A 15,131-nucleotide genomic window follows, 5' to 3' on the forward strand; every position below is an offset into this window, starting at 1 on the left:
GACCTTGTTTTTTTTATTATGCTACCGAAATGGCTCTTCTATGCTTTTGTTTTTCAGCGTATGCTAAGGCTGCCTCCCGTACCCAAGTTCCCTCTTCATGCGCCTTTATCCGTGCTTCCATTCTTTCTTTATTGCATGGTCCGTTGCCAGCCAATACCTGATAAAACTCTTCCCAATCAATAGGTCCAAAATCATAGTGACCCCTTTCTTCATTATAAGATAATAACGGGTCAGGCAGTTGTATCCCTAAAATTTCTGCCTGTGGCACAGTCATATCTACAAATCTCTGCCTCAGCTCATCATTTGAGAGTCTTTTGATCTTCCATTTTAGGGATTGGGCACTGTTGGGAGAAGCGTCATCATTTGGTCCAAACATCATGAGAGAAGGCCACCACCATCTGTTGACAGCATCCTGTACCATGTCTTTTGCTCTTTGGAACCTCTGCACATCGTCAGAAGTATATCATACCCTTGTCGCTGATGGAATGATTCTTCCTTGCATATCCTGACCATGGCTCTTGCATAAGGGCCATAAGATGTCCTGCACAATGCTACTTGATTCATGATAGCAGCACCATCTACCAACCATCCGATAGCACCTATATCAGCCCATGTCAATGTTGGATAATTAAAAATACTTGAATACTTTGCTTTTCCGGAATGGAGTTGGTCTATCAATTCTTCACGCGAAATGTCGAGGGTTTCAGTTGCAGAATAAAGATACAATCCATGGCCGGCTTCATCCTGAATTTTCGCCAATAAGGCGAGTTTGCGCTTGAGGCTTGGGGCTCTGGATATCCAATTACCCTCAGGTAGCATGCCTACTATCTCTGAGTGTGCATGTTGGGAGATCTGCCTGATCAGAGACTTTCTATATGCATCCGGCATCCAATCCCGGGCTTCAATTTTTTGCTCATCGTCTATTCGCTGCTGGAATATGTCTTCAAAAGATTTTATTGCATCCATTTTTACTAGTTTATCTTTTATCAACTAAGTGCTTTGATTAAAAGTGATGAAATCTGTTGCTCTAACTCTATTTTTATATATTTGTTTACTGAATCATACGACCAATTTAAGGTTTTAATGATAAAACTAAACACTATATCCACATTGTCAAATTCAAACTTTCCGGACTTTTTGCCTTCGATTAGTATTTTTTTAAACTTTTTTTCATAGTCTTTTCGCATTTCTAAAAAATCTTTAAGCTGGTCTCCGGCCATAAATCTCCACTCATCATTAAATACTGTAATAGAAGCCGGGTGATCATAAGCGGCATTCAGGTGCAGTTTGATAAGTTCCCTCAATTTCTTTTTCGCTGATACATCAGATGTAAAAATTTCATGCATACCATCAGTAAAATATTGGGCAAAAGGCATACAAATCTCAACGAGCAGCTCTTCTTTTGATTTGATATGACTGTAAATGCTTGATGGTTCAAGACCTACTCGCGCTGCAAGATCTCTGATAGATGTTGCACTAAATCCTTTTTCACGGAAAAGCTCAGCAGCTGTTTCGATTATTACTTGTTTCTTTGGACTGTTCAGTGTATTTGTCATTTTTTGTTACTTCTGGTCTAAATCTATATAAACTTTTGGTGATCTGGGATGCGACTGACAAAGCAATACGTATCCGGCTTCAATTTCGTACGGCTCCAATGCATAATTCAGATCCATTTCGACTTTACCCTTAGTGATTTTTGCCTTGCAGGTACTGCATACTCCTCCTTTACAGGAATATGGTAAATCCGCTCCGTGTGCTATGGCAGCATCAAGCAGGTTTTGACCTGAATAACTGATTGAAAATTCAAAAACATCACCGTCCATCTGAACAGTAATTTCGCTTTCCTTACTTTTTTCACTATCTTGAAGTGGCATTTTTTCAGTTAAAAGATTTTTTAAACCTGAAGTATTAAATAATTCATAATGTATTTTGCTTTCCGCTACACCTTGCTCCAATAAAGCATCCCTGACATTAAATATCATATCATTTGGTCCACATATCATAAATCCATCAGTATAGCTAATATCATATAGGGATTCTGACATAAGTCTACATTTAGCCTTATCGATTCGACCAAAAAATAATGGCAAGCCCGTTTTTTCTTTAGAAAACACATGATGGATAGCCAGTCTGTTTAAATATTTATTTTTGAGTCCTTCAAGTTCTTCTCTAAAAATTATTGATTCAAAGTTTTTATTGCTGTATATCAAAGTCAGAGAAGCATCTTGAGTGTGATTCAAAAGGTCTGATATTTGGGAAATTATGGGTGTTATTCCACTTCCGGCTGCAAAAAATACCACATTTTTCACATTGGGGTCTATGGTAAAATTGCCCGAAGGAGGCATGACATCCAATTTATCATCTTTTTTCAACACTTCATGAGCATACGTTGAAAATTTACCGCCGGGAAGTTTTTTGACAGCAAGAGTAAGGTCTGACTGACCCGGTACAGATGATATGGAGTAGGATCGGCGTAATTCTTCTCCTCCTATGGACCTTTTGAGAGTAAGATACTGCCCGGCCTTAAACTGAAATATATCACTTAGCTCATTTGGAATATCAAATGTGAGAGAAATACAATCTTTAGTATTTTGTGTTATATTTTTAACAACAAGGCTATAAAATTTAAGGCGACCCATCAGATACGAACATTTGTTCGCAAAAGTATGAAATTATTTAATTTTTTAATGATATCGAATGGAGTATTTTTTTTGACCAATTGTAGTTAAATCCGAGATACGGGTTTATTCGGTGGTAGTTTTAACTAATGTTAGTTTTTGAAAATCATTCCATTTATCTTCGATAAACCCGTTTTTTAAGGTGAAGCCGTCTACCATTTTCAGATTGAATTCCAGATTTGATGCATCAAAATCTTTAATGAGTAATTGGGCATCTTCATCATCGATATCATTCTCCAACCACTTTACCATCAGGTTTTCCTGTACTTTTGTCATGACAAATTCATTGTTTACCCTTAAACGTTTTTATCAGGTAATACCCTATGTTTTTTATGCCGTAATTTTACATAATTTTATATGTAATGTATAAGATATTTATCTACTGTCGATTAAAACTGTATTAAAATCCACTTTGAGTACTTTTAAAATTTCAATATTTTCATATTGATAGTATAGTAGATGAGTTGAATAGAATCGGTGTATCCCAAAATTGCAGTATATTATATAATTTTTAAGTTTCTAATTTAGTGTATTATCCTAGTAGTTAAGAGTTAAAGGGTGGGTCGTCCCTTCAGAGACTGCCAAGCTATGCTTGGGAATGAGGGTAGCGGGCAGTTTAAACAATTTTAGTGCAAAAATGGGATACACCCAATAAAATGAAATTTTGATAGTAGATATTACTTCAACTTCAAGGTAGCCATTATCTCCAATGCTTTCTGCATTCTTTTTTCTATAGCTTTTACACTAAGTCCAAGGGCTTCTGCAATCTGGCTGTAGGTCATTTTCTCCATTCTATTGAGAAGAAAAACTTCTCTTGCCATCTCTGGCATACTTTGTATGGTATTTTCAATTTTAGTCTTAAACTCATCCATTTCGATGAGATACTGAGGGTCAGATATTTCATTCTTTATTTCAAACCCATTGCAAAAAGTATTTTTTACCTTTTGGTGTCTGACATAATCCAAAAACAAATTTCCGGCAACAGTAAATAAAAATGACATGGCTTTGATGCGAAGCACCTTTTCTCTATTGTTCCAGAGTCTGATAAATGATTCCTGAGCGATATCTTCAGAAAGGTCTCTATCAGAGCATTTTGCAAAAACATACATTCTCAGAGTTGAAAAATTTTCAATATAAAACTCTTTGAAAGCTATTTCTTCAATCAAGTCAGACTCATTTGTTGATGACATGCTCTTTTAGATATTCTATTGCTTCTTTGTACCCTGGCAAACCATGTCCTACTATACTGTGTATTGCTGATTCTTTGATATAATTGATATGTCTGTAGGATTCCCGTTCATAGATGTTGGTGATGTGAACTTCAACTACCGGAGTGGTGATCGCCCGCAATGCATCGGCAATAGCTATAGATGTATGCGTAAAGCCAGCTGCATTGAGTATGATACCATCATACCTATACCCTACACCTTGGATTTTATCTATCAGATCACCCTCGTGATTGGATTGATAATAATGAAGATTATATTCAGGAAACTCTCTTTCCAATTCTACAAAGTAATCTTCGAAAGATTTATGACCATATATTTCCGGTTGACGTTTTCCTAAAAGGTTAAGGTTGGGTCCGTTTATTATTATAATCTGTACCATATTAATTAGCTATTTCAGAGATAAATTTTATTCGTGCTAACAATACTTCTTCTTCTCCAATATCGTCTTCCTGCAATTTTCTGATCGCTGCATCAATGGAATCCGTAGGTGATGATTTGAAGTAATCATATATTTCTTCGATGATCTCTTCATCAACTTTATCTTTAATATAATAGTTGATGTTTATTTTTGTGCCGTTATCTACAATATTATTCAGCTCATACAGTAACTCATCATGAGTCATCTCCACGTTGCGAGCTATATCATCAAATGGCATTTTTCTGTCAATGGACTGGATTATTGTCACTTTATTTCTTGACTTATTGGCGACTTGTTTGATGACCACTTCAGTTGGTCTCTCTATTTCGTTTTCATCCACATACTTTTTGATGAGTTCAATGAATGGCTTGCCAAATTTTTGTGCTTTGCCCTGACTAACGCCTGATATCTGCTGCATATCTTCCATACTAATGGGATAATACGTGGCCATATCCTGCAGGGATGGTTCAGAAAAAATCACCCAAGGCTGCACTTTGAGCTTACGCCCTTCGGATTTTCGCAAATCTTTTAGCAACTCCACAAGGACATTGTCCAATGCTGCTCCTTGCCCAGCACCGTAATCATAATCACTGTCATCTTTTACAGTGAAATCACGATTGAGTGGAATCATAATAGATTCAGGATGTTTGATAAACTTTTTTCCAGCATCGGTCAGTTTGAGAATGCCGTATTGTTCTATTTCTTTATATAGAAGATCATTTAACACTGCTTGTCTGAAAATGGTATGCCAAAATAATTCATCTTTGGCAGCTCCTGCACCGAATAATTCCAGTTTGTCAAACTTGAAATCTTTCATTTCTTTGGATGCTTTTCCGGTAACAAATTCCACCAATATTTTGATGGTATAATTTTCGTTGAGCTGTTGTACTACTTTAAGAGCAAGCTTCATCTCATTCATGACTTCTTCCTTCTTCTTGGGAAACTTACAGTTGTCGCACATATTAGTACACTTACTGTCATCATATTCTTCCCCAAAATAATGGAGCAAAAATTTCCTCCTACAGGTATTGGTTTCTGCATAGGCTATCACTTCATCCATCAGTTGAGCACTCAGTTCTCTTTCTGCTACCGGTTTGTCTCGCAGAAATTTTTCAAGCTTAAGGATATCTTTGTATGAATAAAAAGCCAGACAATCACCTTTGAGGCCGTCTCTGCCTCCCCGACCTGTCTCCTGATAGTAGTTTTCAATACTCTTGGGAATATCATAGTGGATGACAAAACGCACATCAGGCTTGTCGATACCCATACCAAAAGCAATGGTAGCCACGATCACTTCAACTTCTTCCATGAGAAAGTCGTCTTGCACCTGAGTTCTTGTTTTGGCATCGAGTCCGGCATGATATGCAGATGCTTTTATGCCATTCACAGTGAGTACTTTGGCTATTTCTTCGGTAGATTTACGGGATTGTACATAGATGATGCCGGATTTTCCTTTACTGGTTTTGATAAATTGGATAATACTTTTTACAGCATGATCTTTGCTTACTTTTGGCCTGATTTCATAGTATAGGTTGTCCCTGTTGAACGATGATATAAAAATATTAGGATCATCCATTTCGAGACTTTTTACTATATCAGTCTGGACTTTTGGTGTAGCTGTGGCAGTCAGGGCAATGATGGGAATATCTTCACCAATGGCAGAGATCATGGTCCTGATCCTTCTGTATTCAGGCCGGAAGTCATGCCCCCACTCTGAGATACAATGCGCTTCATCTACTGCAACAAAGGAAATATTGGATTTTTGAAAAAACTCAATGTTTTCATCTTTGGTTAGTGTTTCAGGTGCTATGAAGAGCATTTTTGTTCGACCGTTCACAATTTCATTTTTCACTTCATTCATCTGGGTCTTGTTGAGAGATGAATTCAGAAAACTGGCTATATTATCTTCCTGGCTATACCCACGGATAGAATCCACCTGATTTTTCATCAGAGCTATCAAAGGTGAAATAATGATAGCTGTACCTTCCATCATCATAGCCGGAAGTTGATAACAAAGCGATTTACCTCCACCGGTAGGCATGATGACGAAGGTGTTCTTTTTGTCCAAAACACTTTTTACTATTTGTTTCTGATCGCCTTTAAATGATTCAAAACCAAAGTAGGTTTTGATGGCGGATGTTATATCCTGATCTGTAAATACCATGGTATTATTATGTATCTTACTTTAATTAAAATTTTAAAAATCAATGAAACAGGTACCTTTTACCAATTCCATTAGTATCAATATCTTTCTGCTTCCGTGCGAAATCTCTGCCTGCAATTCTGCATTTAAAATCAAAGTTTTCTGCATTTGAGAAGATTCCATAAATATATTCATTTTTTACAAAACAATGTTAAAATTACAAGAATTTTTATAATAAAAATAATCATTTACAATATTATGAAAATGAATAAATTATATTTCATATTTAAATGTCGCATGATATATCACCTTCACATAAATCACTTATTAAAATCAGCTCAGAAGGTGAATGCACAAAATTTTTTGTAAGTTTGGGCTGCCTTAAATTGAAAGGCTTTTTTTTCGGATGCCAAAAATACAAAATTGAATTCAAATCAGTATACTTTCATAAAGGAAAAAATTATCAATTCCTTAAAAATAGAGGCAGATTCGCTTTATACTTTGTGTCATACGGTCAATAATGAGATGTGTGCGGCTATTGAATTGATTTACAAATCGAACGGAAGGGTGATTCTCACAGGAATTGGTAAAAGTGCATTGGTGGCTCAAAAAATTGTAGCTACATTAAATTCTACCGGCACCCAATCGGTCTTTATGCACGCAGCTGATGCCATACATGGGGATATAGGCATGCTTTCAGAAAATGATGTCGTGATATGTCTGTCAAAGAGCGGGGATACACCGGAGATTAAGGTCCTGGTACCGTTGATAAAAAATTTTGGAAACTCTCTTATAGCCATTGTCAGCAATGAAAATTCTTTTCTTGCATTGCAATCAGATATATGCATTTATCTCCCCATGGAAAAAGAAGCTGATCCCAATAATCTGGCACCTACGACCAGTACCATCCTGCAGATGGCCATGGGTGATGCCATCGCTGTGGCTTTGCTGTCGTTGAAAGGTTTTACGGAAGATCAGTTTGCACGCTTTCATCCCGGTGGCAGCTTAGGCAAACAACTTTACCTGAAAGTCAGGGACTTGATAGTAAGAAATGAAAAGCCAAAAGTATATCTGACTGATCCTATCAAAAAAGTGATATCAGAAATTTCAGGTAAAAGACTCGGGGCGACCGCAGTCATGGATGATAATGAAAATTTGCAAGGCATCATCACTGATGGTGATCTGAGAAGGATGATGGAACGAACAGACGATTTTGTCAACATTCAGGCAGGAGACATCATGTCGGGTTTTCCCAAGACTATCAGCATAGACAACCTGGCAGTAGATGCTTTTGCCATGATGAAAAAACATAGTATCACTCAACTCGTGGTCATGGAAGAAAACAGGTATAAAGGCATGGTGCATATTCATGACATGATGAGAGAAGGAATAATTTAGGGAAAGACGAACAACCGAACACTCGAACAACCGAGCAACCAAACAACCGAACAAACGAGCAACCGAACAAACGAACAAACGAACAAACGAACAACCGAGCACTCGAACACTCGAGCAACCGAACACTCGAACAACCGAACACTCGAATGATTTGAACAATGAATAGCGTGGGTCTTCCCTTTAGGGAATGAGGGTAGCGGGGCAGATCGACGAATGATTTGAACAACCGAGCAACCCATGTTTGAATCATTCGTCGTTAAAATTGTTCAGATCATTCGTCGTTCGAATTCATCTTCCCACATGTACGAGCAATACCGAAATATCAGAAGGCGATACACCACTGATTCTACTCGCTTGACCGATGGTTCTGGGTCTTATTTTTTGGAGTTTTTCTCTTGCCTCAATAGATAAGGACTTTAAAGATTGATAGTCCAATCGATCTGCAAGTCTGACAGACTCCAGTCTATCCATTTTTTCTACCATTTCCTGTTCTTTTCTGATATATCCATCATACTTCATGGCTACTTCTGCTATAGTGATCGTTTCATTATCAAAACGGCTTAAGAAATCATCAACATAAGGAAGATAACTCCTCATATCTGCAATGTCTATATTTGGTCTGGTGAGTACGGATTTTGCTTTCACTTTTTGTTTCAATGGTGCAGAAGTGATGGATTCAAGAAATCCATTGATCAGGTCTGGTTCCACACTTGTGTCGTCAAAATACCGCTCGATCCGAGCACCATTTTCGATCTTGGCATTGACTCGTTCCAACCTTTCTTCCATTCCCAGCATACCTAACTCACTCGCCAAAGGTGTGAGTCTGATATCAGCATTGTCCTGACGAAGCAAAATCCTGTACTCTGCTCTTGACGTAAACATTCTGTAAGGTTCATTGGTCCCTTTATTGACAAGATCGTCTATCAGTACTCCGATATACGCTTGTGATCGTTTTAATATAAATGGTTCTTGCGCTCTGATAGCCAGATGCGCATTGATTCCTGCCATCAATCCCTGACATGCTGCTTCCTCATAACCTGTTGTGCCATTGATCTGTCCCGCAAAAAACAATTTTTTTACAAGTTTAGTCTCCAGGTTCATGTTGAGCTGCACTGGCGGAAAGTAGTCATACTCAATGGCATATCCTGGTCTGAACATCTTCATATTTTCAAAACCCTGAACTTTCTTAAGCGCTTTGTATTGTACATCTTCCGGCAAAGAAGAAGAAAATCCATTGACATAAATCTCGCAAGTATTCCAGCCTTCCGGCTCTACAAAAAGCTGATGTCTGTCTTTGTCCGCAAAACGATTTATTTTATCTTCTATCGACGGACAGTACCTCGGTCCAAGTCCCTGTATCCTGCCATTGAACATAGGTGATCTGTCAAAACCTTCTTTCAGGGTTTCATGTACCTCTTCACTGGTATATGTCACATGGCATGGCAGTTGTTTTTGTATCACCGGGGTATCAGTGTAGGAAAATTTACCGGGTTTTTCATCTCCGGGTTGGATTTCCATCTTACTATAGTCGAGTGACCTTCCATCTATACGTGGTGGTGTACCTGTTTTCATCCGCCCCGACTCAAATCCCAGACTGATGAGTTGTTCGGTGATACCGGTAGCAGATTTTTCTCCTGCCCTTCCACCGCCAAACTGTTTCTCACCAATGTGTATTAATCCATTGAGAAATGTACCATTGGTCAGCACCACAGCGTCTGATTCTATTTCGAGTCCCAGACTGGTTACGACACCTTTGCAGACACCATTTTTGACGATGAGGCCTGGGACAGTTTCCTGCCAGAAATCAATATTCGGGTGTGCTTCCAGCATTTCACGCCATTTGGCTGCAAACATCATACGATCATTCTGAGCGCGAGGACTCCACATGGCGGGACCTTTGGACATATTGAGCATCCTGAACTGTACCAAAGAATAATCGGTAACGATACCTGAATACCCGCCAAGAGCATCCACTTCACGTACGATCTGTCCTTTTGCCACTCCACCCATAGCGGGATTGCATGACATTTGGGCGATGGTATTCATATTCATAGTGATGAGCAATACCTTAGAACCCATATTGGCAGCACCTACAGCAGCTTCGCAGCCTGCATGACCAGCACCTACTACAATTACATCATATTTTGGAAACATGCCGCAAAGATAAGATAATTGATCAATTTTCTCAAAATTAGGAATTTTGAATGATGCTTGAAATCAAATTGTTTCTGGATTTCGCTCAATCATAATTCTACAAATGTGTTTTTTGGGGTGTATCCCAAAATTGCACTAAATTTATATAATTCCTAAGTTCTGAATTTAGTGGATTAGCCTAATAGTTAGGAGTTTAAGGGTGGGACTTCCCTTTAGGGAATGAGGGTTGCGGGCAGTTTAAACAATTGCAGTGCAAAAATGGGATACACCCGTTTTTTTAAACTTGTTTTCTTGTAATACTTATGGCTTGGGTAGAGTTTCTGCCTGATTACTCCAATTCCAGACTATTGATCATTTCTTTAAGTTCATTTGGTTTGAGGTCAGCTTTTTCACTTTTATCGTAAATTGTGAGAAGATAAATTGTTTTTGTTCGCTATATAGATAAGTGATTATCCTTGCTCCACCTCTTTTTCCTTTGCCTTTACTGCTGACCAACAATCGAATTTTAAAACAGTTGTTTCCGATTTGTATACCTATGGATGGGTTGGTGACTAATTCAAAAATGAGTCGGGAATACTCATCTTTTAATGAACGATACTTTTTAGCCAATCGTTTAAGCTCTGTTTCAAATCGATGGGTAGAAATAACATTATAACTCATTTAGTAATTCCTGAGCAGTTTTTAATTTTATTCTACCTTCCTTATGCAATTTCACCTCTTGGGCAGCTTCTTTCAAGTCTTCCCATAACTCTATTTTAGAAACGCTCATTGGTTTAATTTTTTTAACAAATGAAAGATTTTCTAAAACCTTTATTGCAAAATTCGCATCATCATCCTGAATATCTATAAGTATTTTCATCGGTAAATTCTATTTTCTAAAAAACATAACTTGTTGATATAACAAATTGGCTTTCATTAAAGTTCTACGAAAATTTTTGTGTTCAGTTTTCTCTAAATTTGGGTTTTTTGAATTAGTCACACCACCTGTGAGATTAGTTTTTTTATATCAATCATAGATTTGCTATCTAACTGAAACTGAGGAATGAAAGTAATCGCTGTTTCAATTTTCATAAAATATTCATCTATTATTGTAAACAATTTATATTCACCGTTGTATGATTTTGTACAAATATTTTCCATATCGACAAGCACTATGATCCTTTATCCTAAAGATATAAAAGAAAAACTGGAATATTCTAAAATTATTGATGCCATTTGTTCAGAATGTCTGTCAGGTATGGCAATTGACTACTTCAGGAAGATAGAAATACTTACAGAGTTACAGCACATATCACAACTGATCAATGAAACGGATGAATATAAAAAAGCACTTCAACGGGGAGAATCCTTACCAATAACTTCTTTTGAATCAGTCACGGAAGATGTCCAGTTGGTACGAAAAGAAGGCTATGTACTTGAAATAGGTAGCATTAAAAACATTTACAGGATAGTCTCCATTGGTATGGAATTGGTGCAATACTTCTCTGATGCTGAGAAAGTCAAAATGAATCCACTAATATCAGGAATAATATCTGGTATCGTCATAGACAAGGCCCTGACCAAAGAAATCGACAGGGTACTTGATGAAGAAGGCGACGTGCGGCCCAATGCTTCAGAAGAGTTGCTCCGCATCTCCAAACTGATCAAATCCAGAGAAAGAGAAATAGAAAAAATTTTCAATAGTGAAGTGGAAGTTTATAAATCTAAAGGATATCTTGTAGATACATATGAAAGCATCAGAAACGGCAGAAGGGTGCTCACCGTAGCTTCAGAACACAAAAGAAAAATACACGGAATCATACATGACGAATCTGCCACTGGCAAAACGATATATATTGAACCTGAAAAAGTGATGCATTTCAATCAGGAAATCTACAATCTCTATGCTGAAAGACGACATGAGATATACAAGATTATCAGAGCATTGTGTGCTTTTATACGGCCTTATGCAGATGGCATACTGACGATACAGCACATCCTGGTCAAACTGGATACTATAAGGGCCAAGGCTCGATTTGCATACCGTATCAATGCAGGAAAACCATATCTGGATACCAAACCTGTATTCTGTTTTAAGACGGCTTACAATCCCGTCTTGCTCCTAAAAAATGAAAACACAGGTGCTCCGGTAATACCATTTGATCTCGAGCTACATGGTAGCAATCGTATCCTGGTACTCAGTGGACCAAATGCCGGCGGAAAATCCGTGGCATTAAAATCTGTAGGCCTGCTCCAGATGATGCTACAATCCGGCATGCTGATTCCTGTAGATGAAAATTCTCATTTTGGCATTTTTGATAAGATATTTGTGGACATAGGAGATCAGCAGTCGCTGGAAGATGACCTGAGCACATACTCATCACATCTCAAAAACATGAAGTTTGTCACAGAAAATGCGGATAAAAACTCATTGGTACTGATAGACGAATTTGGTTCGGGTACTGATCCCAAAATTGGAGGTGCTATAGCTGAAGCTGTACTTAACGATATGAATTACAGAAAAGTGTTTGCTACTATCACCACACACTATTCCAATCTGAAATATTATGCATACAAAACCAAAGGTGTCATCAATGGTTCGATGGAATTTGACAAATTGCATCTCAAACCTACTTTCAGGATGCAGGTGGGGAAACCGGGAAGTTCATTTGCATATGAGATAGCAGAAAAGATCGGCCTTGACTCTCGTATCGTCAAGTATGCTCAGCACAAAACCGGAAAAAATGAAAAAGCCATAGATGACTTGCTCATCAACCTGATGTCAGAAAAAAAAGAATATGAAGACAAGCTATCCTCCCTGCTGGAAAAGCAGGACCGGCTCGACAGACTGATACAGTCATATGAACATATGAATACTGATCTCGATATCAAGCGCAAAAAAATAAAACTCCAGGCCAAAGAACAATCGGCTATAAAAGTGATGGATCAGAACAATGAAATGCAAAAGATCCTCAAAGAAATCAAGCAGTCCAAAGATGAAGAAAAAGCACTGCAGGCATCTATCGCCCTGAAGAAAAAACAGGAAGAAACCCTCAAAGAACTCGAATCGCTGAAGATGGAAGTATTTGCCAGAGAGATCACTGCTTCGAAAGACAAAATAGAAGTGGGTTCTTTTGTACGTATGCGCAATGGCACGACCAATGGCGAAGTCCTCTCTATCCAAAAAGGTGTCGCCGAAGTGCAGATGGGATTTCTAAACCTGAAAGTGCCAGTCATAGATCTTGTCTCCGCCAAAGAACCTATAGAAACCAAGACCAAGAGTATCCACCTGCCCAAATCGGGAAATGAGATGCCTGACACAAAAATTGATATCCGCGAATATACCAAGTCAGATGCCCTTCATATGCTTCAAAACTTTATGGACAAAGCACTGATGAACAATACCTACGAACTCAGAATCATCCATGGTGTAGGCACTGGTGTTATGAAAAATGAAGTCAAAAAACTACTGCGCCAGTACAGGGACGTGAAAGAAGTCTGGCATCCTGAGCCTGAACAAGGAGGCGAAGGGGTGACTTTGGTGCGGTTTTAGGATGATTTGTTTTGCATGCATTGTTGCTACAAAATTAAAACAATGTGTAAGTAAATTTTAATCCTGCATTGACAGTAAATCTTGAGCCTTCATATGGTAGTATTGAATTCAGTGGAGTATATACTTCACTTCTAAAATTTGGGTTAAACTCATTGACACCTGATGGTCTTTCAAAAATCACACGATCATTGGTGAGCCATTTTAGATCTAAAAATCCTGATATTCTGGACCTGTTATTGATAAAATAATTGAAATTTAGTGGTAAGGAGAGTTGTGCTGCATGTTGACTAAATGTCTGAGTAGCCAAAGAAATGGTAGGAGAAGCACTGATGGTTGTTCGTGAGTTGGGATTGAAAATCAACCCATAGCTACCTGATAAAGTGGTGACATTATCTGCCTGGTGTGCATTGTTAAAGCCATGAGACAACCTTAATGAAGTTTCAGTTCCAAAAAACAGGCTTTTATTTTTTGCATTAACGTAGGTAACTGAAGCTAATGCACCACGATTTAACTCAGACTCCCAATTTACATTGTTTCGCTTGTCCCAGTTCTTTTGCGCCCATGGAGAAATACTGAATGAAAGCCTTTTCCCATTTAGCCTTTGGGCCGTAAAATTTCCGGTCCAGTTATCGTTCAGTATTGTAAATGTTTTGATATTTTGATCTATTCCTTTTGAGTTTAGCCAATTTGTAAGCTCAGTTAGCTGATAGATAGTGGCTCTTCTGAAATCAAATATCCTTTGATTTTTAACCTTGGCCATCAATGCTGCCAACTCATAAAGTTCACTTTCGGAAAATTTAGATTTGATAATACCGGCTTCCAGCAAATCATTCATAAGAAACTGTGCATCAAAAACTTCAGATACAGGCTCCAATCTACCAAAACCTAAACCCAAAGAAAGGTCAGCTGCAGCTTGAGTGTATGATGAGTTGATAACGCTGCTGTAGCTGACAGTAAGCTTATGATTGACCTCAAAAAACTTTCCTTTCAATCCTAAAAAGGAAGCTTCATTTTGGAAATAATTTCGATTTATCTGATTTTTATTGAGATTCAGATAGAAGCTCTTCACTTTATTCTCAATTGGTAACAAATCATATTTTGCATAGCTGAACCTATTCTGAACAGAAACAAAGTCTGTTTTTTGCCTTTTGCCTGTATTTAAAAACTGAAAGTAATTGCTCTCTAAATCGTAAGAAAAATTTCTGGATTTGTAGTCTTTGGTCAGTTCATATTTATTGTAACTTCCCAAGGAGTTAAAACTGATATTTAGACCTTTTACCTTTACCTCAGGAAATTTATATAGATCATAATTGTATTGACCAACAAGCATATTAGCCGAACCTAAGGTAAATATCATAGTGATGTAAAATAGTGTTTTCATAAAAATTGATTGGAAGAGTTGAATAATTAAAAAGTTATATCTTTATAACTCCCAAGAAAAAATAACGCTGCTTAAGGCTTTGAAATTTAATAAAGCTTTAACCAAGTCTGGTAACTATTAAGTTTTTATTAATTGTGTTTGCATAAATGCACAAGTTGCAAACTTGCACCAGCAGAAGACTACTATGGAAAAGTTATT

11 protein-coding genes and 2 pseudogenes are annotated in these 15,131 nt (G+C 37.7%); 2 read left to right on the forward strand and 11 right to left on the reverse strand.

Annotated features, from left to right (window positions below; all coding sequences use genetic code 11):
- Nucleotides 1–16 precede the first annotated feature (16 nt).
- The 7 genes and pseudogenes from paaA to recQ form a co-directional block, all read right to left on the reverse strand.
- Nucleotides 17–966, reverse strand: a pseudogene (gene paaA, locus IPK35_05185) (1,2-phenylacetyl-CoA epoxidase subunit A).
- A 20-nt stretch (nt 967–986) separates the two neighbouring features.
- Entirely contained in the window at nt 987–1,556 is a 570-nt protein-coding gene (locus IPK35_05190; protein ID MBK8052675.1) for a TetR/AcrR family transcriptional regulator, read from the reverse strand.
- Nucleotides 1,557–1,562: 6 nt separating this feature from the next.
- Complete coding sequence (locus tag IPK35_05195; GenBank protein ID MBK8052676.1) at nt 1,563–2,639, reverse strand: 2Fe-2S iron-sulfur cluster binding domain-containing protein; 1,077 nt, start codon at nt 2,637–2,639, stop codon at nt 1,563–1,565.
- 105 nt (nt 2,640–2,744) lie between these two features.
- The gene (locus tag IPK35_05200) at nt 2,745–2,954 is read right to left on the reverse strand and encodes a hypothetical protein (protein MBK8052677.1); all 210 of its coding nucleotides are present in this window, start codon (nt 2,952–2,954) and stop codon (nt 2,745–2,747) included.
- 401 nt (nt 2,955–3,355) lie between these two features.
- Entirely contained in the window at nt 3,356–3,868 is a 513-nt protein-coding gene (locus IPK35_05205; protein MBK8052678.1) for a sigma-70 family RNA polymerase sigma factor, read from the reverse strand.
- Entirely contained in the window at nt 3,852–4,286 is a 435-nt protein-coding gene (locus IPK35_05210; protein ID MBK8052679.1) for a 3-dehydroquinate dehydratase, read from the reverse strand. Before IPK35_05210 ends, IPK35_05205 begins: the two co-directional genes overlap by 17 nt.
- A gap of 1 nt (nt 4,287) precedes the next feature.
- Nucleotides 4,288–6,489 (reverse strand): DNA helicase RecQ, encoded by a 2,202-nt coding sequence (gene recQ / locus IPK35_05215; GenBank protein MBK8052680.1) that lies wholly within the window; start codon nt 6,487–6,489, stop codon nt 4,288–4,290.
- Nucleotides 6,490–6,993: 504 nt separating this feature from the next.
- Here recQ and IPK35_05220 point away from each other — a divergent pair.
- Nucleotides 6,994–7,866 (forward strand): KpsF/GutQ family sugar-phosphate isomerase, encoded by an 873-nt coding sequence (locus tag IPK35_05220; protein ID MBK8052681.1) that lies wholly within the window; start codon nt 6,994–6,996, stop codon nt 7,864–7,866.
- 288 nt (nt 7,867–8,154) lie between these two features.
- Here the strand turns inward: IPK35_05220 and mnmG are convergent, their stop codons facing one another.
- From mnmG to IPK35_05235, 3 genes and pseudogenes are all read right to left on the reverse strand, one after another.
- On the reverse strand, nt 8,155–10,020 hold the full coding sequence (gene mnmG, locus IPK35_05225) for a tRNA uridine-5-carboxymethylaminomethyl(34) synthesis enzyme MnmG (protein MBK8052682.1): 1,866 nt from the start codon (nt 10,018–10,020) through the stop codon (nt 8,155–8,157).
- 328 nt (nt 10,021–10,348) lie between these two features.
- Nucleotides 10,349–10,680, reverse strand: a pseudogene (locus IPK35_05230) (type II toxin-antitoxin system RelE/ParE family toxin).
- Entirely contained in the window at nt 10,670–10,879 is a 210-nt protein-coding gene (locus IPK35_05235) for a hypothetical protein (protein ID MBK8052683.1), read from the reverse strand. Before IPK35_05235 ends, IPK35_05230 begins: the two are co-directional and overlap by 11 nt.
- 294 nt (nt 10,880–11,173) lie before the next feature.
- On the opposite strand from IPK35_05235, the gene IPK35_05240 reads away from it, so the two are divergent.
- Nucleotides 11,174–13,552: a Smr/MutS family protein gene (locus IPK35_05240; GenBank protein MBK8052684.1), complete on the forward strand. Its 2,379-nt coding sequence runs from the start codon at nt 11,174–11,176 to the stop codon at nt 13,550–13,552.
- A gap of 34 nt (nt 13,553–13,586) precedes the next feature.
- Here the strand turns inward: IPK35_05240 and IPK35_05245 are convergent, their stop codons facing one another.
- Nucleotides 13,587–14,933, reverse strand: a complete 1,347-nt coding sequence (locus IPK35_05245) for a hypothetical protein (GenBank protein MBK8052685.1) — start codon at nt 14,931–14,933, stop codon at nt 13,587–13,589.
- Between the last annotated feature and the right edge of the window lie 198 nt (nt 14,934–15,131).

This window comes from Saprospiraceae bacterium (assembly GCA_016713025.1).
In the GTDB taxonomy this organism is placed as follows: domain Bacteria; phylum Bacteroidota; class Bacteroidia; order Chitinophagales; family Saprospiraceae; genus OLB9.